Source organism: Salmonella sp. NW38, from assembly GCF_051807745.1.
Taxonomy (GTDB): Bacteria; Pseudomonadota; Gammaproteobacteria; order Enterobacterales; family Enterobacteriaceae; genus Salmonella; species Salmonella enterica.
In genome coordinates this window covers 1-22407 of the sequence record NZ_JAMMTO010000018.1, presented here as the reverse complement: position 1 = coordinate 22407, position 22407 = coordinate 1, and the positions used below count along the sequence as shown (strand labels likewise).

Genomic DNA, 22407 nt, shown 5'->3' with positions numbered 1-22407 from the left:
GTAACATGTCAATCATATTCAGCCCGACACATTGCCACCGTATCTTCGATCAAACGGCGCGCGACGGTGCCCGGCGGCGGCAGTAGCGGCAGATCGTCATAACGGTACCAATTTGCTTCCAACAGCTCTTTCGGGTCGATGACGATATCGCCGCTGTCGTACTCCGCCATGAAAGCGGTCATCAGCGACTGCGGGAAAGGCCACGGCTGGGAAGTCACATAGCGCAGATTTTTCACCTTAATGCCGCTCTCCTCCATTACCTCTCGCGCGACCGCCTGTTCTAAGGTTTCGCCGACTTCAACAAACCCGGCCAGTACCGTATGCACGCCGTTGCGGTGGCGAACATGCCGGGCAAGTAGAATAGAATCCTCACGGCGAATGGCAACAATAATGCAGGGGGCGATTTGCGGGTAGTAACGCTCGCGGCAATGGCTGCACAGCATCGCCCATTCGGTTTTACTCGGGTGCATAGGGTGCCCGCAATAGCCGCAAAATTTATGCGATCGGTAAAACTCCGCCAACTGTACGCCACGTCCCGCCAGTTGGAACAACCCGGCATCCTGATCGATAACCTGGCGAACCGAGCCCATATCATGGCGTCGATGTTGTAACACCAGCCAGACGGGCTCGCCTTGCCATTCACCTATCCGGAGTGCGCGCTGCCCCACAAGATCGAAATTTGCTGCCAGCCCGTGTGGTAATTCCCCATACGGCAACCATAATTTTTGTTCATGGCTGACGATCCACCAGCCACTCTCTAATTTTTCAATTATACGATCCATAGCTCTTGCACTACCTTTGCTTCACTGGCATGTTGTTAACATTATTTTTACATTCATGGCGAGCAGCCTTTATCTAACTTGCGGAGACAATCATGCTAAACCAGCTGGAAAACCTGACGGAGCGCGTTGGCGGAAGCAACAAACTGGTCGATCGCTGGCTGGATGTACGTAAGCACCTGCTCGTGGCTTACTACAACCTGGTTGGCATTAAGCCTGGCAAAGAATCGTACATGCGGCTGAATGAAAAAGCGCTGGATAATTTTTGTCAGAGCCTGGTCGATTACCTTTCCGCCGGGCACTTCAGTATTTATGAACGTATTCTCCATAAATTGGAAGGAAACGGTCAGCTTTTACATGCGGCAAAAATCTGGCCGCTGCTGGAAGATAATACGCAGCGCATTATGGATTATTACGACACCAGCCTGGAAACTGCCATCGATCACGATAATTGTCTCGAATTTCAACAAGCTCTGTCAGATATCGGCGAAGCGCTGGAAGCCCGCTTTGTGCTGGAAGACAAGCTGATTATGCTGGTGTTTGACGCGATGCACGACGGCGCCAGAGTCAAACGTCCCGCTTGAGTTCTGCGCGAGTAACGGGTAGTTTACTTCAGCCCCCTCTTCGGAGGGGCGGTTATCTTGTCGGAGTGCTAATTTTCCACAAAAGCGTTCGTGATGCGTCAAGGCGGCAAGTCGGTGAATCTCCAGGAGCTTACATAGGTAAGTGACTGGAGTGAGCGGACGAAGCCAAAGAAGAGGCAGCGCGAAGGATGAAGTGGAAAAGGCTGAGACCGTTAATTCGGGATCCGCGGAACCTGATCAGGTTAATACCTGCGAAGGGAACAAGAGTAATTCTGCTTTATGCTGCTGCCTTTACGGGCGGCGCACATCCATTACTCCATCCGTCGTCTGACAAGCCACGTCCTTAATTTTTTGGAATGAGCTATGTCTACAACAACGTTAACCCGCCGCGAGCAGCGCGCTAAAGCCCAGCATTTTATCGATACGCTGGAAGGCACCGCATTTCCCAACTCGAAACGCATCTACGTGACCGGTTCGCAGCATGATATTCGCGTACCGATGCGCGAAATTCAACTTAGCCCGACATTGATCAGCGGAACGAAAGACCATCCGCAGTATGAAGAAAATGAAGCGATTCCGGTATATGACACCTCCGGCCCATACGGTGATCCTGATGTGGCGATTAACGTCCAGCAGGGGCTGGCGAAACTACGCCAGCCGTGGATTGAAGCACGGGCTGATGTAGAAACGCTTTCTGAACGCAGTTCTGCCTATACCCGCGAACGCCTGACAGATGAAGGACTTGACGCATTACGCTTTACCGGTCTGTTAACGCCAAAACGCGCCAAAGCCGGACACTGCGTGACGCAACTTCATTATGCCCGCCAGGGGATCGTCACTCCCGAAATGGAGTTCATCGCCATCCGTGAAAACATGGGCCGCGAGCGCATTCGCAGTGAAGTACTGCGCCACCAGCATCCCGGAGAAAGCTTCGGCGCGCGCCTGCCGGAGAACATCACCCCGGAATTCGTGCGCGATGAAGTCGCCGCCGGACGCGCCATCATCCCCGCTAACATCAACCACCCGGAATCGGAGCCGATGATTATTGGCCGCAACTTCCTGGTGAAGGTCAACGCCAATATCGGCAACTCGGCGGTGACCTCCTCTATCGAAGAAGAGGTGGAAAAACTGGTGTGGGCGACGCGCTGGGGGGCGGATACGGTAATGGACCTTTCCACCGGGCGCTATATTCACGAAACCCGTGAGTGGATCCTGCGTAATAGCCCAGTACCAATCGGCACGGTGCCGATCTACCAGGCGCTGGAAAAGGTCAACGGGATCGCCGAGGATCTTACCTGGGAAGCCTTCCGCGACACGCTGCTGGAGCAGGCCGAACAGGGCGTCGACTATTTCACTATTCACGCGGGCGTGCTGCTGCGTTACGTGCCGATGACCGCCAAGCGCCTGACCGGCATTGTCTCGCGCGGCGGTTCAATCATGGCGAAGTGGTGCCTCTCGCATCACAAAGAGAACTTCCTGTTCGAACATTTCCGCGAGATTTGTGAAATCTGCGCCGCCTACGACGTTTCCCTGTCGCTGGGCGACGGCCTGCGACCGGGATCGATTCAGGACGCCAACGACGAAGCGCAGTTCTCCGAGCTGCATACGCTGGGCGAGCTGACCAAAATCGCCTGGGAATACGACGTGCAGGTGATGATTGAAGGCCCGGGCCACGTGCCGATGCATATGATTCAGCGCAACATGACCGAAGAGCTGGAGCACTGCCATGAAGCGCCGTTCTACACCTTAGGGCCGCTGACTACCGATATCGCGCCGGGCTATGACCACTTCACCTCCGGCATTGGCGCGGCGATGATCGGCTGGTTCGGCTGTGCGATGCTGTGTTACGTCACGCCGAAAGAGCATCTCGGCCTGCCAAACAAAGAAGATGTGAAGCAGGGGCTGATCACCTACAAGATCGCCGCCCACGCCGCTGACTTAGCCAAAGGGCATCCGGGCGCGCAGATTCGCGATAACGCGATGTCGAAAGCGCGCTTTGAATTCCGCTGGGAAGACCAGTTTAACCTCGCGCTCGACCCGTTCACCGCCCGCGCCTGGCACGATGAAACCCTGCCGCAAGAGTCCGGCAAAGTGGCGCACTTTTGCTCGATGTGCGGGCCGAAATTCTGCTCAATGAAAATCAGCCAGGAAGTTCGTGATTACGCCGCCGCACAAGCCATTGAAGTCGGCATGGCGGATATGTCGGAAAACTTCCGCGCCAAAGGCGGCGAAATTTATCTCAAGCGGGAGGAGGCCTGATGTACCAGCCTGATTTCCCGACCGTGCCGTTCCGTCTCGGACTTTACCCGGTGGTGGACAGCGTGGCATGGATTGAGCGTCTACTGGAGGCGGGCGTGCGCACGATCCAGTTGCGTATCAAAGATAAACGCGATGAAGAGGTGGAAGCGGACATTATCGCCGCCATCGCACTGGGGCGTCGTTATGACGCCCGGCTGTTCATCAACGATTACTGGCGTCTGGCAATTAAGCACCGCGCTTACGGCGTGCATCTGGGCCAGGAAGACCTTGAAACCACCGACCTGGAGGCGATTCAGGCGGCGGGGCTACGCCTGGGCGTATCCACTCACGATGATATGGAGATAGACATCGCGCTCGCCGCTAAGCCTTCTTATATCGCACTCGGCCACGTCTTCCCGACGCAAACCAAGCAGATGCCTTCCGCCCCGCAGGGGCTGGCGCAGTTGGCGCGGCATATTGAACGTCTGGCGGATTACCCCACCGTGGCGATTGGCGGCATCAGCCTTGAACGCGCTCCGGCGGTGCTGGCGACCGGCGTCGGCAGTATTGCCGTGGTCAGCGCCATCACCCAGGCCGCCGACTGGCGCGCCGCTACGCAACAGTTACTTGCAATCGCAGGAGTCGGCGATGAATGACCGTGACTTTATGCGCTACAGCCGGCAAATCCTGCTCGGCGATATCGCCATTGAAGGCCAGCAAAAGTTGCTCGCGAGTCATGTCCTGATCGTGGGTTTAGGCGGGTTGGGTTCACCCGCCGCGCTGTATCTGACGGGAGCAGGCATCGGCAAACTGACGCTGGTAGACGATGACGACATTCATCTGAGCAATTTGCAGCGCCAGATTCTATTTACCACCGATGATATCGCAGGTTCAAAATCTCAGGTTGCCCGGCAGCGCCTGACACGGCTCAACCCGGATATCGAACTGGTGTCGCTCCAACAGCGGCTGCAAGGCGAGGCGCTCCGACATGCGGTCGCGCGTGCCGACGTAGTGCTCGACTGTACCGACAACATGGCCACGCGCCAGGAAATTAACGCCGCCTGCGTGGCGCTCAACACTCCGTTAATTTCCGCCAGCGCCGTCGGCTTTGGCGGCCAGCTAATGGTCCTCACACCACCGTGGGAACAAGGCTGTTACCGCTGCCTGTGGCCGGACGATGTCGAGCCTGAACGCAACTGCCGTACCGCCGGTATCGTCGGACCGGTTGTTGGCGTGATGGGCACTTTGCAGGCGCTGGAGGCAATCAAATTACTCAGCGGAATGGAAACGCCGAGTGGCGAGCTACGCCTGTTTGACGGTAAAACCAGCCAGTGGCGCAGCCTGGCGCTGCGTCGTGCCAGCGGCTGTCCGGTCTGCGGAGGGCAACATGCAGATTCAGTTCAATGATGAACCGATGCAGTGCGCCGCAGGGCAAACCGTCAATGAGCTGCTTGCTGCGCTTAATCAGCTTAAACCGGGCGCGGCGCTGGCGCTCAATCAGCAGATCCTGCCACGCGAGCAATGGCGGCAACATATCGTGCAGGAAGGCGACCAGATCCTGCTTTTTCACGTTATAGCAGGAGGTTGAGATGTTACGTATTGCCGACAAAACGTTTAATTCACATCTGTTCACCGGCACCGGAAAATTTGCTTCGTCGCAGCTGATGGTCGAGGCGATTCGCGCCTCCGGCAGCCAGTTGGTGACGCTGGCGATGAAGCGCGTGGATTTACGTCAGCACAACGACGCTATCCTCATGCCGCTCATTGAAGCGGGCGTCACGCTGCTGCCCAATACTTCAGGGGCGAAAACTGCCGAAGAGGCGATTTTCGCCGCCCAACTGGCGCGTGAAGCGCTGGGTACCCACTGGCTGAAATTAGAAATCCACCCGGACGCCCGCTGGCTATTGCCGGACCCGATTGAAACGCTAAAAGCCGCCGAGGCGCTGGTGAAGCAGGGTTTTGTGGTGCTGCCCTACTGCGGCGCGGATCCGGTGTTGTGCAAGCGGCTGGAAGAGGTCGGCTGCGCGGCGGTGATGCCGCTTGGCGCGCCTATCGGTTCGAATCAGGGGCTGGAAACCAAAGCGATGCTGGAGATTATTATCCAGCAGTCCACCGTACCGGTGGTGGTCGACGCCGGGATCGGCGTCCCCAGCCACGCGACGCAGGCGCTGGAAATGGGCGCAGATGCGGTACTGGTCAACACCGCAATTGCCGTGGCGGATGACCCGGTGATGATGGCAACCGCTTTCCGCCTGGCTGTAGAAGCGGGAGTACTGGCGCGCCAGGCTGTGCCAGGAAGCAAAAGTTCGCAGGCCAGCGCCACCAGCCCGCTCACCGGGTTTCTGGAGGCGTTAGCATGAAAACCTTCACCGACCGATGGCGGCAACTGGAGTGGGACGATATTCGCCTGCGTATCAACGGTAAAACCGCCGCCGACGTGGAGCGCGCGCTGAACGCAGCGCATCTTAGCCGGGACGATTTGATGGTGCTGCTCTCCCCCGCCGCCGCCGATTATCTGGAACCGATGGCGCAGCGCGCGCAAAAACTTACCCGCCAGCGCTTTGGCAACACCGTCAGTTTCTATGTGCCGCTTTATCTCTCGAACCTGTGCGCCAACGACTGTACCTACTGCGGTTTCTCGATGAGCAACCGCATTAAGCGTAAAACGCTGGATGAGGTGGATATTCAAAGGGAGTGCGATGCTATCCGTAAACTGGGCTTTGAGCATCTGTTGCTGGTGACTGGCGAACATCAGGCCAAAGTAGGCATGGACTATTTTCGTCGTCATTTACCGGCTATCCGCCGTCAATTTTCATCATTACAGATGGAAGTCCAGCCCTTGTCGCAAGAAAACTATGCGGAGCTCAAAACGCTGGGGATCGATGGCGTGATGGTTTATCAGGAAACTTACCATGAGGCAATCTATGCACAGCATCACCTGAAGGGAAAGAAACAGGACTTTTTCTGGCGGCTGGAAACGCCGGATCGGTTAGGCCGGGCAGGTATCGACAAAATCGGTCTTGGCGCGCTAATTGGTCTGTCGGACAACTGGCGGGTGGATTGCTATATGGTGGCGGAGCATCTGTTGTGGATGCAGAAACACTACTGGCAGAGTCGCTATTCTGTTTCCTTCCCGCGTCTGCGTCCGTGTACTGGCGGTGTGGAACCCGCATCTGTGATGGATGAAAAGCAACTGGTGCAAACGATTTGCGCTTTCCGGTTATTGGCGCCGGAAATTGAATTATCACTCTCCACCCGCGAATCGCCGTGGTTTCGAGACCATGTGATTCCTCTGGCAATCAACAACGTTAGCGCCTTCTCGAAAACCCAGCCCGGTGGGTATGCTGACGATCATCCGGAACTTGAGCAGTTTTCTCCCCACGATGCCCGTCGGCCTGAAACCGTAGCAAGCGCGTTAAGCGCGCAAGGGTTACAGCCCGTGTGGAAAGACTGGGACAGTTGGCTGGGGCGCACTTCGCAAATGCGGTGAACCCGTATGTAAACGCATTAGTATTTCACAAGCGAGTACGTAATGTGAAAAACGGGAGATTGTTATCGACCTCCCGTTTTTTTATTTTGTCATCGTCAGCAACGGAAGCTGACCAGGGCAAAGTATCCCTTCCTCATTTTTGCCCAGCCTTCTCCCCTTCATCAGTAATTGACGACCGAGGGCTGGCCACTGGATTATCGAAATAGCGGTGAACTTGAAGTTTTTGGGCAGCGTTCCTGACTGTAATTTCTCTGGCGGCCCTCTTCCAACCGTGTCTGCTGATCGTTTTTGTCCATAAAATGATGCCCCAGAACAACGGGAATCAGGGGGCGAACCCATCAGGGAAAAATGTGTTGCGGCCGAACGCCGATGGGAACGTTACTTGATGGAAAACGCATCTGGGCTGAGGAAAATTTAAGCCAGATGTAATCTGACAGATATCTGTATAAATAAAATTGTTATTTAATAACCAATTAAATTATTTAAGCTCTTCTTACTCCCATATTTCACAAGGAATGCCGTATATCTCCGTTCTGAACAGCACTGCGATTTTAAAGTGGCGTTGTAGTAGAGAAAACTGAGCATCAAATATTTTTTCGCCGAAACTTGATAGTTTATGCCAATATTTTATGTATTCAATAGCATGATTATTGCCATTTCCACTACGACACATGCCTCGCCCATGAACTTTGCGTAAACTGACTGGTATTCATTATAATGTTATCATGCTTAAACTCAATAAAATCGCAAAAAGAATTATAATTTTCATTTAAAGAATAATTAAAATGTTTTCTAATTCCATTACATACACCATCAGAATAGGGATCAGCATCAAATTTAGTATGCATTATTTCCAATCCAGCAAGTAAAGCCGGGTGGTTATTGCGATCAACAGCTATTATCCCGTTTTCCATAGAAGCACGGCCATCTATCCTTTCTACATGAACAGCGATTCCATCCGGAATATATATACCCCCCAGTTTTTCCGTGATAATCATATCAGCATCGAGATATATACACCCACTATTTGTTGATAAATCATAACGCCCAACCTTATCCGCCTCCAAAAATAACTGACCAGCCTTTAACATAGCCATATTCCTGTAAAAATCAAACCATCCATGGCCTTTATCCAGTAAGTAAGATTTAATTAATGAATCATTACCCTCTTGAATATCACTCAATTCTTTCTTCAATAGCTGCAGTAAATGATAATCCCTTTTTTCTTCTGGCATGGACTCTTGCTTAGAAATATTTTCCATATAAATTTCTGATAATTTTTTATCGTACATGCTAAAGTCAATATCATTTCTATATATGATTTTTATGTTTTCATAGTCATACTCAAGTTTTGAAAAAGCATCCTTTTGTCCCGGAAAAAAATCACCATCTACAAAAATACCTATAAGACGTTCTTTTTCAATTGTTGCTGCTTTAATGATATTGTTAAGGTAGGGGTTTTTCTCTGTGTTAATTATAGGTATATCATTTTTCCCAAAGCGAGCAGGATTCCGCTCAAACCACTGGAAAAGAAGAGGGGTTTTCTCATCTAAAAAGCACAAGGGATAATCTTTTCCATTAAAACTTGTAAACTGAATGTCCCTGTTGGTAACAGTTTTAACCAATTCATTTTTTGAAAGCGCGGGAACATATCTATTTAATGGTGGAATCATAACAATTAAATGCTCCATGCTTACTTCATTACATATTTTACATGATGATTATTAGCACATGTTTTTTAGCGTTGCAATCGCTGTCAGCTAAAAGATGCTAAACTAAGCATTAACCGGTGGATACATAAATATCCTACTAGTGAGCAATTAAATAAATAACTTGTTAACTTTATTTTTATTCCAGAAATGGCATCATATTTATAATTCCTGTAATAAGGGCAAACAAAGACCTTAATGGAATTAAATGCTTCATTTAATGATTTAAAATTCCCCGCGTAAACAACCAATAAAACAGGTTTATCATTTAATGTATGAACAGCAGGCATTTTATAATGGCGAGCCAATAGACTTTAATAACTTAGATTTATGGGATAAATTTAAAGTCACATTTGGATTTAATGTTACAGAAAAAAACAAACCCAATGGTAAAAAATTCAATTTTGAGTATTGTGGATTCTCTACTTTTATTACGCCAGTTGATGGCGTTGACGAGATTTTAGCGAAGTGGTTCTCAAACAAACATAATGTAAGTGTCCCAACGCCTTATACATTCGGTCAGGACCCCATTCCTGGCGTCAATCTTTATCGTAATACAAAAGCAAAATTTGTTATGGCTAACGGCGGTAATAGTCTTCCCTGCGCGATGGCAAAATATAATGCAAAAACTGGACAATTTATTCATATAACCAGTGATAGTGAGTTTTCACCAATAATACGAGAAACAAGAGTCATAAAAAATAATTTATTTATTCATTAAATTTATAATTACAGATAAAATCAAGAGCCAGCATGGCATTGAAAAATAAAATACGGCTTTTTTATCTGCGCTGATTTTGACTCGATGAAGAATAACGGTGGCGACAATAATAATAAGACAATAAATAAATATAAGTAATGATTTATGGTGAAGTATATATAACGATAGAAACAATAAAAAAGCGGACAGAACGTTTGAAATGGTTATCTTTTTTGTAAATACCAAAAGACTAAACATTAAATAGATTAATGAAATAATCGCTGGCATTTTCTTTCCTTGTAGACAAGCGACCCGGGATTCGGTATCCAGCATGAAGCTGGTGGAGGGATAAATACCCCTCCACCATTTAACGATTACTCGTTATCAGAACCGCCAAGGCCTGCGTTCAGCAGCTCTGCCAGGCTGGCAGATGCGTCTTCTGCAGTCACCTGCGGTGTTGCTGGCTGCTCGCCCGCGGCGCGACGGCGCATACGATCCTGATGGTACGCATAACCGGTACCGGCCGGAATCAGACGACCCACGATAACGTTCTCTTTCAGGCCGCGCAGTTCGTCGCGTTTACCCGCAACGGCTGCTTCGGTCAGGACACGCGTGGTCTCCTGGAACGATGCGGCAGAGATGAACGATTCGGTTGCCAGAGACGCTTTGGTGATACCCAGCAGATCGCGGGAGAAGGTAGCCCCCACTTTGCCGTTCGCTTCCAGCTCGCGATTAGCGATCTTGACGCGAGAGTATTCAACCTGTTCGCCTTCCAGGAAGTCGGAACTACCGGCGCTTTCGATGGTCGCTTTACGCAGCATCTGACGAACGATAACTTCGATGTGTTTATCGTTAATCTTAACGCCCTGCAGACGGTATACATCCTGGACTTCGTTAACGATGTAACGCGTCACAGCATGAACGCCACGCAGACGCAGAATGTCGTGCGGCGCTTCCGGACCATCGGAAATCACATCACCACGTTCTACACGTTCCCCTTCGAACACGTTGAGCTGACGCCATTTCGGAATCATCTCTTCGTACGGGTCACTACCATCAACCGGCGTAATCACCAGACGACGTTTGCCTTTGGTTTCTTTACCGAAGGAAACGATACCTGCGATTTCAGCAAGGATTGCCGGCTCTTTCGGACGACGCGCTTCGAACAGGTCCGCAACGCGCGGCAGACCACCGGTGATATCCTTGGTACCGCCGGATTCCTGCGGAATACGCGCCAGGGTGTCACCAGAACTGATCTGTACGCCATCTTCCAGCTGTACAATCGCTTTACCCGGCAGGAAGTACTGCGCAGGCATATCGGTACCCGGGATCAGAACGTCATTACCCTGAGCATCAACGATTTTCAGCGCCGGACGCAGATCCTTACCACCAGTAGTACGTTCAGCCGAATCCAGAACCACCAGCGAAGACAAACCGGTCAGCTCGTCGGTCTGACGCGTAATGGTCTGACCGTCGATCATGTCAGTGAAGCGGATGAAACCACTCACTTCGGTGATAACCGGCATGGTGTGCGGGTCCCAGTTTGCCACGGTTTCGCCGCCGGCAACCTGCTCGCCATCACCTTTCGCCATGACAGCGCCATAAGGCACTTTATAGCTCTCTTTGGTACGACCGAATTCGTCGATCAGCTTCAGTTCGGTGTTACGGGAAGTGATAACCAGTTTACCGCTGGAGTTCACAACCGACTTCACGTTGCTGAGCTTGATGCTACCTTTGTTTTTCACCTGAATGCTGGATTCAGCAGCCGCACGCGATGCCGCACCACCGATGTGGAACGTACGCATCGTCAGCTGTGTACCCGGTTCACCGATGGACTGTGCCGCGATAACGCCGATAGCTTCACCTTTGTTGATGATGTGGCCACGCGCCAGGTCACGACCATAGCAGTGCGCACATACACCAAAGTCGGTGTCGCAGGATACAACGGAACGCACTTTAACGGCGTCAACGGAGTTTGCTTCCAGCAGGTCACACCACTGTTCGTGCAGCAGCGTGTTGCGTGGAACCAGAATGTCCGCGGTACCCGGTTTCAGCACATCTTCTGCTGTCACACGGCCCAGAACGCGGTCACGCAGCGGCTCTTTCACGTCGCCACCCTCGATAACCGGGGTCATCAGGATACCTTCGTGCGTACCACAGTCATCTTCGGTCACCACCAGATCCTGCGCGACGTCAACCAGACGACGAGTCAGGTAACCGGAGTTCGCGGTTTTCAGTGCGGTATCCGCCAGACCTTTACGCGCACCGTGCGTGGAGATGAAGTACTGGAGTACGTTCAGACCTTCACGGAAGTTCGCGGTGATTGGCGTTTCGATGATGGAGCCATCCGGCTTCGCCATCAGACCACGCATACCGGCCAGCTGACGAATCTGTGCCGCAGAACCACGCGCACCGGAGTCGGCCATCATGTAGATGCTGTTGAAGGAAACCTGCTGCTCTTCCTGGCCGTCACGGTTAATCACGGTTTCGGTTTGCAGGTTATCCATCATCGCTTTGGATACACGATCGTTCGCCGCAGCCCAGATATCGATAACTTTGTTATAGCGTTCGCCAGCGGTTACCAGACCGGACTGGAACTGCTCCTGGATCTCAGCAACTTCAGCTTCCGCCTCAGAGATGATCTCGTGTTTTTTCTCCGGGATGACCATGTCATCAATACCAACGGACGCACCTGAACGCGCTGCATAAGCAAAGCCGGTGTACATCGTCTGGTCCGCAAAAATAACGGTCGGTTTCAGACCCAGAATACGGTAGCAAGTGTTCAGCATTTTGGAGATCGCTTTCTTGCCCAGCGCCTGGTTGACGATGGAGAAAGGCAGACCTTTCGGTACGATCATCCACAGAATGGCGCGACCAACGGTCGTGTCTTTCAGGCTGGTGTGCGCAACGAATTCGCCGTTTTCATCTTTTTCATATTCAGTGATACGCACTTTAACGCGCGCATGCAGAGAGGCCAGACCTGCGCGATAGATACGCTCAGCTTCTTTCGGGCCAGTCAGCACCATGCCTTCGCCTTTGGCGTTAACACAGTCACGGGTCATGTAGTACAGACCCAATACCACGTCCTGAGACGGAACGATGATAGGTTCGCCGTTCGCCGGAGACAGGATGTTGTTGGTAGACATCATCAGCGCACGCGCTTCAAGCTGGGCTTCCAGCGTCAGCGGTACGTGAACAGCCATCTGGTCACCATCGAAGTCGGCGTTATATGCCGCACAAACCAGCGGGTGCAGCTGGATAGCTTTACCTTCGATCAGAACCGGTTCAAAGGCCTGGATACCCAGACGGTGCAGAGTCGGCGCACGGTTCAGCAGTACCGGGTGTTCGCGGATCACTTCGTCCAGGATATCCCAAACGACAGCTTCTTCGCGCTCAACCATTTTTTTCGCGGCTTTGATGGTGGTGGCAAGGCCACGCAGTTCCAGCTTGCCGTAGATGAACGGTTTAAACAGCTCCAGCGCCATTTTCTTCGGCAGACCGCACTGGTGCAGACGCAGGTATGGACCTACGGTGATAACAGAACGACCGGAGTAGTCAACACGCTTACCGAGCAGGTTCTGACGGAAACGACCCTGTTTACCTTTGATCATATCGGCCAAAGATTTCAGAGGACGCTTGTTAGAACCGGTGATCGCACGGCCGCGACGACCGTTATCCAGCAGGGCGTCAACCGCTTCCTGCAGCATACGTTTTTCGTTGCGTACGATGATGTCCGGCGCAGCCAGATCCAGCAGACGCTTCAGACGGTTGTTACGGTTAATGACGCGACGATACAGATCGTTCAGATCTGACGTGGCGAAACGACCACCATCCAGCGGAACCAGCGGACGCAGATCTGGCGGCAGAACCGGCAGAACGGTCAGGATCATCCACTCTGGCTTGTTGCCAGACTGTACGAAGGCTTCCAGCAGTTTGATACGCTTGGTCAGCTTCTTACGCTTGGTTTCGGAGTTGGTTTCGTTCAGCTCTTCGCGCAGAGTTTCACACTCTTGCTCCAGATCCATGCTCTTCAGCAGGGCCTGGATAGCTTCCGCACCCATCTTCGCGTCGAATTCGTCACCGAACTCTTCCAGCGCGTCCAGATACTGCTCTTCAGTCAGGATCTGTTGACGTTCCAGGTTGGTCATACCGCCTTCGATAACCACATAAGATTCGAAGTACAGTACGCGTTCGATATCACGCAACGGCATATCGAGCAGCAGACCGATACGGGACGGCAGCGATTTCAGGAACCAGATGTGAGCAGTCGGAGACGCCAGCTCAATGTGGCCCATACGCTCACGGCGTACTTTGGTCTGGGTCACTTCAACGCCGCACTTCTCACAAATAACACCACGGTGTTTCAGGCGCTTGTACTTACCGCACAGGCACTCGTAGTCTTTTACCGGCCCAAAGATACGGGCGCAGAAAAGGCCGTCACGCTCAGGTTTGAACGTACGGTAGTTGATGGTTTCCGGCTTTTTAACTTCACCGAAAGACCATGAACGGATCATGTCTGGCGAAGCCAGAGCAATTTTGATCGCATCAAACTCTTCGGTTTTAGTCTGCGCTTTCAGAAACTTTAATAAATCTTTCACGGATTTGCTCCCGTCGGAGTTAGCACAATCTGGTGTCGGGTTTTACCCCGACACCAGTGACCTGTTTGAGCGAGAATTACTCGTCTTCCAGTTCGATGTTGATGCCCAGCGAGCGGATCTCTTTCAACAGAACGTTGAAGGATTCCGGCATACCCGGTTCCATCTGATGGTTGCCGTCCACGATGTTCTTATACATCTTAGTACGGCCGTTCACGTCATCAGACTTAACGGTGAGCATTTCCTGCAGGGTGTAGGCGGCGCCGTAAGCTTCCAGCGCCCACACTTCCATCTCCCCGAAGCGCTGACCACCGAACTGCGCCTTACCACCCAGCGGCTGCTGAGTAACCAGGCTGTAAGAACCGGTAGAACGCGCATGCATCTTGTCATCAACCAGGTGGTTCAGTTTCAGCATGTACATGTAACCGACGGTTACCGGACGTTCGAACTGTTCACCCGTACGACCATCGAACAGGGTGATCTGACCGGAGGTCGGCAGGTCGCCCAGTTTCAGCAGCTCTTTGATTTCCGCTTCTTTCGCACCGTCGAACACTGGTGTGGCAATCGGCATACCTTTACGCAGGTTTTCTGCCAGACGCAGCACTTCATCATCGCTGAAGGTGCTCAGGTCGACTTTCTGACGAACGTCGGCGCCCAGATCGTAGGCACGCTGGATGAATTCGCGCAGTTTCGCGACTTCCTGCTGCTGTTTCAGCATGGCGTTAATCTTGTCGCCAATACCTTTCGCAGCCATACCCAGGTGGGTTTCCAGAATCTGACCGATGTTCATACGAGACGGTACGCCCAGCGGGTTCAGTACGATGTCTACCGGCGTGCCGTTTTCATCATAAGGCATGTCTTCGATCGGGTTGATCTTAGAGATAACACCCTTGTTACCGTGACGACCTGCCATCTTATCACCCGGCTGGATACGGCGTTTAACGGCCAGATAGACCTTCACGATCTTCAGCACGCCCGGCGCCAGATCGTCGCCCTGGGTGATTTTACGGCGCTTCGCTTCAAGTTTTTTCTCGAACTCGTGTTTCAGTTCGTCATACTGCTCAGCCAGTTGTTCCAGCTGATTTTGTTTCTCTTCGTCGGTCAGACCGAGTTCCAGCCAGCGGTCGCGCGGCAGTTTGTCGAGCTTCTCAGCTTCAACGCCGCCGGAAACCAGCACCGCACGGATACGGCTAAACAGGCCCGCTTCGAGGATCTGCAGTTCTTCAGACAGGTCTTTTTTCGCCTGCTTGAGCTGCATCTCTTCGATTTCCAAAGCACGTTTGTCTTTTTCTACGCCATCGCGAGTAAAGACCTGAACGTCGATAACCGTACCGGAGACACCGTTAGGTACGCGCAGAGAAGAGTCTTTAACGTCAGACGCTTTCTCACCGAAGATCGCACGCAGCAGTTTCTCTTCCGGCGTCAGCTGGGTTTCACCTTTCGGCGTCACCTTACCGACCAGAATGTCACCGCCGGTCACTTCCGCGCCGATGTAAACGATACCGGATTCATCCAGTTTGGAGAGCGCAGCTTCACCCACGTTCGGGATATCAGCGGTGATCTCTTCCGGCCCCAGCTTGGTGTCACGGGACACGCACGCCAGTTCCTGAATGTGGATGGTGGTGAAACGGTCTTCCTGGACAACACGCTCGGATACGAGGATGGAGTCTTCGAAGTTGTAGCCGTTCCACGGCATGAACGCCACGCGCATGTTCTGACCGAGCGCCAGTTCACCGAGGTCGGTGGACGGACCGTCTGCCAGCACGTCGCCGCGTTCAACCGGCTCGCCCAGAGACACACATGGCATCTGGTTGATACAGGTGTTCTGGTTAGAGCGGGTGTATTTGGTCAGGTTATAGATGTCGATACCTGCTTCACCCGGGTACATCTCGTCTTCGTTAACTTTGATAACGATACGGGACGCATCCACGTACTGAACAGTACCGCCACGTTTAGCTACTGCAGTAACACCGGAGTCGACGGCGACAGCACGTTCCATACCGGTACCCACCAGCGGCTTATCAGCGCGCAGAGTCGGAACCGCCTGACGTTGCATGTTCGCACCCATCAATGCACGGTTGGCGTCATCGTGTTCCAGGAACGGGATCAGGGACGCACCGACGGAGACCACCTGCTGGGTGGATACGTCCATGTAGTCAACCTGGTCACGGCTGAACAAGCTGGATTCGCCTTTGCTACGGCAGGTAACCAGATCTTCTACAAAGTGGCCTTCGTCATCCAGGTTGGAGTTCGCCTGAGCGATAACGTAGTTGCCTTCTTCGATAGCAGACAGGTAATGAATTTCGTCAGTGACCACGCCATCAACCACACGACGGTACGGCGTCTCAAGGAAGCCATATTCGTTAGTCTGTGCGTACACGGACAGGGAGTTGATCAGACCGATGTTCGGACCTTCCGGCGTTTCGATAGGACATACGCGACCGTAGTGCGTCGGGTGTACGTCTCGAACTTCGAAGCCTGCGCGTTCGCGGGTCAGACCGCCTGGGCCGAGTGCGGAGATACGACGTTTGTGCGTAATCTCAGACAGTGGGTTGTTCTGGTCCATAAACTGAGACAGCTGGCTGGAACCAAAGAACTCTTTCACTGCGGCGGAAATCGGCTTGGCGTTGATCATATCCTGAGGCATCAGGGTATCCAGATCGCCCAGAGACAGACGCTCTTTCACCGCACGCTCTACACGCACCAGGCCAACGCGGAACTGGTTTTCTGCCATTTCGCCGACGGAACGGATACGACGGTTGCCGAGGTGGTCGATATCATCCACTTCGCCTTTACCGTTACGGATATCGATGAGCTTCTTCATGACATCAATGATGTCGTCTTTGCTCAGGATACCGGAACCTTCGATTTCGTCGCGCAGCAGAGAACGGTTGAATTTCATACGACCCACCGCAGACAGGTCATAGCGGTCTTCGGAGAAGAACAGGTTCTCAAACAGGCTTTCAGCCGCTTCACGAGTCGGCGGCTCACCAGGGCGCATCATGCGGTAGATTTCTACCAGCGCGCTCAGACGATCGTTAGTTGGGTCGACGCGTACCGTTTCAGAAATGTACGGGCCGTGGTCCAGATCGTTGGTAAACAGCGTTTCGATACGTTTGTGGCCGGACTGGCTCAGCTTAGCCAGCAGATCCAGGCTCAGCTCCATGTTCGCCGCGCAGATCAGCTCGCCAGTGGATTCGTCAACGTAGTCTTTAGAGACGACTTTACCTGCGATGTACTCAACCGGAACTTCGATATGCTTGATATCGTCTTTTTCCAGCTGACGGATGTGACGCGCGGTAATGCGACGGCCTTTTTCAACGTACACTTTGCCGTTAGCTTCGATATCGAACGACGCGGTTTCGCCGCGCAGACGTTCTGGAATCAGCTCCATCTGCAGCTTGTTGTCGCGAATTTCGAAGACAACTTTCTCAAAGAACAGGTCAAGGATCTGCTCAGTGGTGTAGTTCAGCGCACGCAGGATGATGGTCGCAGGCAGTTTACGGCGACGGTCGATACGCACGAACAGGTTGTCCTTCGGATCGAATTCGAAGTCCAGCCAGGAACCACGGTAAGGAATGATGCGCGCGTTATACAGCACTTTACCCGAAGAGTGGGTTTTACCTTTGTCGGAGTCAAAGAAGACGCCCGGACTACGGTGCAGCTGAGAAACGATAACACGCTCAGTACCGTTGATAACAAAGGTACCGTTGTCGGTCATGAGCGGGATTTCGCCCATGTAGACTTCTTGTTCTTTAATGTCTTTAACGGTGCCTTCCGGCGCTTCGCGCTCGTAGATCACCAGACGCAGTTTTACGCGCAGCGGTGCGGAATAGGTCACGCCACGGATCTGACATTCCTGAACGTCAAACACCGGTTCGCCAAGGCGGTAGCTGACGTACTGCAGCTCGGAATTACCGCTGTAGCTCTGAATCGGGAACACGGAACGGAAGGCTGCTTCCAGGCCGTACTGCCCTTCAGGATCTTGCTCGATAAACTTCTGAAACGAGTCAAGCTGGATAGAAAGGAGATAAGGTACATCCAGAACTTGTGGACGTTTACCAAAATCCTTACGAATACGTTTTTTCTCGGTATAGGAGTAAACCATAGGGTTCCTCAGCTCGCTGACAAGTCGACCCATCTGTCCTGCGGGGGACAGTTTGTGCAACACTATTTTGTTGACCGGAAAATGGATACTTTCCGCAATGCCTGTTGCTATCACGCTTAAACCATTTCATTGCGATTTACACAGAACGTACGCTCTGTCGCAGTATATTAAGTCGTCGATAGAAACAAGCATTGAAAGGCACAGCAGTAGTCAAACAGTGTGAAACGCTACTGGCGCCTTACAGCGCAAAAAGGCTGGTGACTAAAAAGTCACCAGCCATCAGCCTGATTTCTCAGGCTGCAACCGGAAGGGTTGGCTTATTTAACTTCAACTTCAGCGCCAGCTTCTTCCAGAGATTTTTTCAGTGCTTCAGCGTCATCTTTGCTCACGCCTTCTTTCAGAGCGGCCGGAGCAGATTCTACCAGGTCTTTAGCTTCTTTCAGACCCAGGCCAGTTGCGCCACGTACTGCTTTGATAACAGCAACTTTGTTAGCGCCAGCAGCTTTCAGAATTACGTCGAATTCAGTTTTTTCTTCAGCAGCTTCAGCCGGGCCAGCAGCTACAGCTACAGCAGCAGCAGCGGAAACACCGAATTTTTCTTCCATTGCAGAAATCAGTTCTACAACGTCCATTACGGACATAGCGGATACTGCTTCAATGATTTGATCTTTAGTGATAGACATTTAAATTGTTCCTGAATATCAGAATAAGTTTATACGTAAGCAAATGCTTGATAAAGACAACTGCGATTACGCAGCTTCTTTTGCATCGCGTACAGCAGCCAGTGTGCGAACCAGTTTGCCAGCCGAAGCTTCTTTCATGGTTGCCATCAGGCGTGCAATTGCTTCTTCGTAGGTCGGCAGAGTTGCCAGGCGGTCGATCTGAGACGCCGGGATCAGCTCACCTTCAAAGGCTGCAGCTTTGACCTCAAATTTTGCATTCGCTTTCGCGAACTCTTTGAACAGACGAGCAGCAGCGCCCGGGTGTTCCATAGAGTATGCAATCAGGGTCGGACCAACAAACGTGTCTTTCAGGCACTCGAACTGAGTACCTTCAACGACGCGGCGCAGCAGGGTGTTACGAACAACACGCATGTATACGCCAGCTTCACGACCTGCTTTACGCAGTTCAGTCATTTTATCTACAGTTACGCCACGGGAATCCGCAACTACTGCAGACAGCGCGCCTTTGGCTACTTCGCTGACTTCAGCAACAATCGCTTGTTTGTCTTGAAGATTTAAAGCCATTAGCTTTGCTCCTGGATGTTTGCCGGAACTCATGTTCCGGAACTCACTTCACTCATCTCAACGAGAAGAGCGTCTTAATACGGTGAGCAGAAACAAGCCAGAGTATCAAAAATAATCTTAGCGTTCTGTCACCGTCTACGCAGGGGATTAAGCCTCTTGCGAGACGCCTGCGGTCTTCGACGGAGGCCTGGATAGGCCAGGCTCCAACGAACAAATTCTTTCTATGACTTCGTCCTTTGAACCGCAGCTGTGTTAGCTGCGCTCGTTCACACCAGTCACATAGTTAACTATGCTCCTGGCGACTCACTCACTTGCTGCCTTGCTGCAATTCAAATGACTCGCATAGTGCTCTGTTATATTTCAACAGAATCGTGGGGGTAAGATTGTAGACAAAATCACCGCCCACGTAAAGACTAATCTTAGTTCGCAGATGCGCTCAGACCAGCCTGATCAACGGCAACGCCAGCACCCATGGTGGTGGAGATGCTAACTTTCTTGATGTACACGCCTTTCGCCTGGCTCGGTTTTGCTTTTTTCAGCGCAACCAGCAGAGCTTCCAGGTTTTCTTTCAGTTTGTCAGCGTCAAAGTCCACTTTACCGATGGTGGTGTGGATGATGCCGTTTTTGTCGTTACGGTAACGAACCTGACCTGCTTTAGCGTTCTTAACCGCTTCAGCAACGTTCGGCGTTACGGTACCGACTTTCGGGTTTGGCATCAGGCCGCGCGGACCCAGAACCTGGCCCAGCTGGCCAACAACGCGCATTGCATCCGGGGATGCGATAACAACGTCGAAGTTCATTTCGCCTTTCTTGATCTGGTCAGCCAGATCTTCCATACCTACCAGCTCAGCGCCAGCAGCTTTAGCTGCTTCAGCGTTCGGGCCCTGGGTAAATACGGCAACGCGAACAGAACGGCCAGTACCGTGCGGCAGTACAGTCGCGCCACGAACGTTCTGGTCAGATTTACGAGCATCGATGCCGAGGTTAACGGCAACGTCAACGCTTTCGTTGAATTTAGCAGTGGCCAGCTCTTTCAGCAGGGCAATAGCTTCGTTGATGTCGTACTGTTTGGTCGCATCAACTTTTTCACGGATCACGCGCATACGCTTGGTCAGTTTAGCCATTTCTTAGTCCTCCACTACCAGGCCCATGGAACGTGCAGTACCTTCGATGGAGCGAGTCATCGCTTCAATGTCGGCACCGGTCATGTCGGCAGCTTTGGTCTGCGCGATTTCCTGCAGCTGAGCGCGGGAAATTTTACCTACTTTGTCTTTGTTCGGCTTGCCGGAACCAGACTTGATACCAGCCGCTTTTTTCAGCAGAACAGCTGCCGGAGGCGTTTTGGTAACGAAGGTGAAAGAACGGTCAGCGTAAACGGTAATAACAACCGGAATCGGCAGACCTTTTTCGATGGAATCCGTTTTTGCGTTGAACGCTTTGCAGAATTCCATGATGTTCACACCCTGCTGACCCAGTGCTGGACCAACCGGCGGACTCGGGTTCGCCATACCAGCTGCAACCTGCAGCTTGACGTAGGCTTGTACTTTCTTAGCCATTCTAAATTCCTCGAATTGGGTAGTATCGCTTCAAAGAAGCTCCCCGTGATAAATATCGCTTCATGGGCATAAGGCCCATAAAAACAAAAGGCGCGAAATTGTATGTCAATTTCGCGCCCTATGCAACGATTAGATCGCTGCTTTTTTGATCGCAGCCTTACGCTTTCTCAACCTGGCTGAAGTCCAGCTCTACCGGGGTCGCACGACCGAAGATAGAAACAGACACTTTCAGGCGAGACTTCTCATAATCGACTTCTTCGACAACGCCGTTAAAGTCTGCGAACGGACCGTCGTTAACACGAACCATTTCACCCGGTTCAAACAGAGTTTTCGGCCGCGGCTTATCGCCAACCTGCTGCAGGCGGTTCATGATCGCATCGACTTCTTTGTCGCTGATCGGCGCCGGACGGTCAGACGTACCGCCGATAAAGCCCATCACACGCGGCACGCTGCGCACCAGGTGCCAGCTTGCGTCGTTCATGACCATCTGGACCAGAACGTAACCCGGGAAGAATTTGCGTTCACTTTTGCGACGCTGGCCGCCACGGATCTCAACGACTTCTTCAGTCGGCACCATGACTTCGCCAAACAGCTCTTCCATATTGTGTAATTTGATATGCTCGCGCAGCGATGTGGCTACGCGGCCTTCAAAACCGGAAAACGCCTGAACGACGTACCAGCGCTTTTTAGGTGCTTCAGACATCTCAGAACCTCAGGCCAGTGATAAAGGATACCAGGCGAACCAGAATACCATCCAGTCCCCACAGGATCAGTGACATAACTGCGGTAACCGCAGCGACGATCAGCGTGGTGTGCAGCGTTTCCTGGCGAGTCGGCCAAATGACCTTACGGACTTCGGTTCTCGCTTCACGGGCAAAAGCAACGGTTGCTTTACCTTTTGTCGTCAACAGCGCGACACCACCCGCTGCAGCAATCAGAATTACTACGGCCAGCGCACGCAGCGGCAACATCATGTCGCGATAGAGGTAGTTGCCGACGATTGCGACGATCAGCAATATGGCAACAACTATCCACTTCATCGCTTCCAGGCCGCGCCCGCTCCCTTGAGCTTCGGTATTCGCACTCATAAACCAACCTGTCAGAAGTATTCTACAAACATTTTCACCCCGCAATCGCGAGGCAATCCAAATCGAAACGCTTATTCGCCTTTCGGATTATACGCCCTCTACAGAGCCTGTCTCAGCAATGATTATGACAAATAAAATCACTGATGAGCCAGGTTCTGGTGTGAAAGCGTGCAAAAAGGGCATCAAATGATGCCCTTTTATTGCGCATTGCGTCAAATGTTATCAGCGATTAGCCGAGAACTTTAGCAACAACGCCCGCGCCAACGGTACGGCCGCCTTCACGGATTGCGAAACGCAGACCGTCGTCCATTGC

Annotated in this window: 19 protein-coding genes and 2 pseudogenes; 8 read left to right on the top strand and 13 right to left on the bottom strand. The window is 52.1% G+C overall.

The window, feature by feature from the left end:
* Positions 1-8: 8 nt before the first annotated feature.
* Positions 9-782, bottom strand: coding sequence for an NAD(+) diphosphatase (nudC, locus tag NA624_RS22465; RefSeq protein WP_000373959.1), 774 nt, complete (start codon positions 780-782; stop codon positions 9-11).
* A 92-nt stretch (positions 783-874) separates the two neighbouring features.
* Between nudC and rsd the strand changes: the two genes are divergently transcribed.
* The 7 genes from rsd (at position 875) to thiH (ending at position 7091) form a co-directional block, all read left to right on the top strand.
* Positions 875-1363 (top strand): sigma D regulator, encoded by a 489-nt coding sequence (gene rsd / locus NA624_RS22460; protein WP_000934317.1) that lies wholly within the window; start codon positions 875-877, stop codon positions 1361-1363.
* A gap of 363 nt (positions 1364-1726) precedes the next feature.
* Positions 1727-3622: a phosphomethylpyrimidine synthase ThiC gene (thiC, locus tag NA624_RS22455; protein ID WP_000108434.1), complete on the top strand. Its 1896-nt coding sequence runs from the start codon at positions 1727-1729 to the stop codon at positions 3620-3622.
* Positions 3622-4257, top strand: coding sequence for a thiamine phosphate synthase (gene thiE, locus NA624_RS22450; RefSeq protein WP_000284625.1), 636 nt, complete (start codon positions 3622-3624; stop codon positions 4255-4257). The genes thiC and thiE overlap by 1 nt, the downstream gene beginning before the upstream one ends.
* Positions 4250-5008, top strand: a complete 759-nt coding sequence (locus NA624_RS22445; RefSeq protein ID WP_000999766.1) for a HesA/MoeB/ThiF family protein — start codon at positions 4250-4252, stop codon at positions 5006-5008. Before thiE ends, NA624_RS22445 begins: the two co-directional genes overlap by 8 nt.
* Positions 4989-5189, top strand: coding sequence for a sulfur carrier protein ThiS (thiS, locus tag NA624_RS22440; RefSeq protein WP_001166828.1), 201 nt, complete (start codon positions 4989-4991; stop codon positions 5187-5189). Before NA624_RS22445 ends, thiS begins: the two co-directional genes overlap by 20 nt.
* A gap of 1 nt (position 5190) precedes the next feature.
* The gene (thiG, locus tag NA624_RS22435) at positions 5191-5961 is read left to right on the top strand and encodes a thiazole synthase (protein ID WP_000944126.1); all 771 of its coding nucleotides are present in this window, start codon (positions 5191-5193) and stop codon (positions 5959-5961) included.
* Complete coding sequence (thiH, locus tag NA624_RS22430; protein ID WP_000847570.1) at positions 5958-7091, top strand: 2-iminoacetate synthase ThiH; 1134 nt, start codon at positions 5958-5960, stop codon at positions 7089-7091. The genes thiG and thiH overlap by 4 nt, the downstream gene beginning before the upstream one ends.
* Before the next feature lie 153 nt (positions 7092-7244).
* Here the strand turns inward: thiH and NA624_RS22425 are convergent.
* Positions 7245-7387, bottom strand: a pseudogene (locus NA624_RS22425) (hypothetical protein); the annotation flags it as partial.
* Between the two features lie 366 nt (positions 7388-7753).
* Entirely contained in the window at positions 7754-8782 is a 1029-nt protein-coding gene (locus NA624_RS22420; protein WP_000400598.1) for a type III secretion system effector arginine glycosyltransferase SseK1, read from the bottom strand.
* Between the two features lie 380 nt (positions 8783-9162).
* On the opposite strand from NA624_RS22420, the pseudogene NA624_RS22415 reads away from it, so the two are divergent.
* Positions 9163-9521 (top strand): annotated as a pseudogene (locus tag NA624_RS22415) (cytoplasmic protein).
* Here the strand turns inward: NA624_RS22415 and NA624_RS22410 are convergent.
* From NA624_RS22410 to NA624_RS22365, 10 genes are all read right to left on the bottom strand, one after another.
* Positions 9507-9833, bottom strand: a complete 327-nt coding sequence (locus NA624_RS22410) for a hypothetical protein (RefSeq protein WP_077905316.1) — start codon at positions 9831-9833, stop codon at positions 9507-9509. The pseudogene NA624_RS22415 and the gene NA624_RS22410 overlap by 15 nt on opposite strands.
* 41 nt (positions 9834-9874) lie before the next feature.
* The gene (gene rpoC, locus NA624_RS22405; RefSeq protein WP_000653965.1) at positions 9875-14098 is read right to left on the bottom strand and encodes a DNA-directed RNA polymerase subunit beta'; all 4224 of its coding nucleotides are present in this window, start codon (positions 14096-14098) and stop codon (positions 9875-9877) included.
* 76 nt (positions 14099-14174) lie between these two features.
* Entirely contained in the window at positions 14175-18203 is a 4029-nt protein-coding gene (gene rpoB / locus NA624_RS22400) for a DNA-directed RNA polymerase subunit beta (protein WP_000263105.1), read from the bottom strand.
* Between the two features lie 317 nt (positions 18204-18520).
* On the bottom strand, positions 18521-18886 hold the full coding sequence (rplL, locus tag NA624_RS22395; RefSeq protein WP_000028882.1) for a 50S ribosomal protein L7/L12: 366 nt from the start codon (positions 18884-18886) through the stop codon (positions 18521-18523).
* 66 nt (positions 18887-18952) lie between these two features.
* Positions 18953-19450 (bottom strand): 50S ribosomal protein L10, encoded by a 498-nt coding sequence (gene rplJ, locus NA624_RS22390; RefSeq protein WP_001207203.1) that lies wholly within the window; start codon positions 19448-19450, stop codon positions 18953-18955.
* A gap of 419 nt (positions 19451-19869) precedes the next feature.
* Positions 19870-20574, bottom strand: a complete 705-nt coding sequence (gene rplA, locus NA624_RS22385; protein WP_001096676.1) for a 50S ribosomal protein L1 — start codon at positions 20572-20574, stop codon at positions 19870-19872.
* A 3-nt stretch (positions 20575-20577) separates the two neighbouring features.
* Positions 20578-21006, bottom strand: coding sequence for a 50S ribosomal protein L11 (rplK, locus tag NA624_RS22380; RefSeq protein WP_001085926.1), 429 nt, complete (start codon positions 21004-21006; stop codon positions 20578-20580).
* A 157-nt stretch (positions 21007-21163) separates the two neighbouring features.
* The gene (nusG, locus tag NA624_RS22375; protein WP_001287521.1) at positions 21164-21709 is read right to left on the bottom strand and encodes a transcription termination/antitermination protein NusG; all 546 of its coding nucleotides are present in this window, start codon (positions 21707-21709) and stop codon (positions 21164-21166) included.
* 1 nt (position 21710) lies between these two features.
* A complete protein-coding gene (gene secE / locus NA624_RS22370) occupies positions 21711-22094 on the bottom strand; it encodes a preprotein translocase subunit SecE (RefSeq protein WP_001275691.1) in 384 nt (127 codons plus the stop codon).
* 229 nt (positions 22095-22323) lie between these two features.
* A partial coding sequence (locus NA624_RS22365; RefSeq protein ID WP_000740160.1) for a hypothetical protein occupies positions 22324-22407 on the bottom strand: 84 nt, incomplete at its 5' end.

Excerpts from the sequence above, each read along its gene's own strand:
- NA624_RS22410 (WP_077905316.1), bottom strand. The coding sequence starts at position 9,833 with ATGCTGGATACCGAATCCCGGGTCGCTTGTCTACAAGGAAAGAAAATG.
- rplL (WP_000028882.1), bottom strand. The coding sequence starts at position 18,886 with ATGTCTATCACTAAAGATCAAATCATTGAAGCAGTATCCGCTATGTCC.
- nudC (WP_000373959.1), bottom strand. The coding sequence starts at position 782 with ATGGATCGTATAATTGAAAAATTAGAGAGTGGCTGGTGGATCGTCAGC.
- NA624_RS22420 (WP_000400598.1), bottom strand. The coding sequence starts at position 8,782 with ATGGAGCATTTAATTGTTATGATTCCACCATTAAATAGATATGTTCCC.
- rplJ (WP_001207203.1), bottom strand. The coding sequence starts at position 19,450 with ATGGCTTTAAATCTTCAAGACAAACAAGCGATTGTTGCTGAAGTCAGC.
- thiE (WP_000284625.1), top strand. The coding sequence starts at position 3,622 with ATGTACCAGCCTGATTTCCCGACCGTGCCGTTCCGTCTCGGACTTTAC.
- thiH (WP_000847570.1), top strand. The coding sequence starts at position 5,958 with ATGAAAACCTTCACCGACCGATGGCGGCAACTGGAGTGGGACGATATT.
- thiG (WP_000944126.1), top strand. The coding sequence starts at position 5,191 with ATGTTACGTATTGCCGACAAAACGTTTAATTCACATCTGTTCACCGGC.
- thiC (WP_000108434.1), top strand. The coding sequence starts at position 1,727 with ATGTCTACAACAACGTTAACCCGCCGCGAGCAGCGCGCTAAAGCCCAG.
- nusG (WP_001287521.1), bottom strand. The coding sequence starts at position 21,709 with ATGTCTGAAGCACCTAAAAAGCGCTGGTACGTCGTTCAGGCGTTTTCC.
- rsd (WP_000934317.1), top strand. The coding sequence starts at position 875 with ATGCTAAACCAGCTGGAAAACCTGACGGAGCGCGTTGGCGGAAGCAAC.
- rpoB (WP_000263105.1), bottom strand. The coding sequence starts at position 18,203 with ATGGTTTACTCCTATACCGAGAAAAAACGTATTCGTAAGGATTTTGGT.
- secE (WP_001275691.1), bottom strand. The coding sequence starts at position 22,094 with ATGAGTGCGAATACCGAAGCTCAAGGGAGCGGGCGCGGCCTGGAAGCG.
- rplK (WP_001085926.1), bottom strand. The coding sequence starts at position 21,006 with ATGGCTAAGAAAGTACAAGCCTACGTCAAGCTGCAGGTTGCAGCTGGT.
- rplA (WP_001096676.1), bottom strand. The coding sequence starts at position 20,574 with ATGGCTAAACTGACCAAGCGTATGCGCGTGATCCGTGAAAAAGTTGAT.
- NA624_RS22445 (WP_000999766.1), top strand. The coding sequence starts at position 4,250 with ATGAATGACCGTGACTTTATGCGCTACAGCCGGCAAATCCTGCTCGGC.
- thiS (WP_001166828.1), top strand. The coding sequence starts at position 4,989 with ATGCAGATTCAGTTCAATGATGAACCGATGCAGTGCGCCGCAGGGCAA.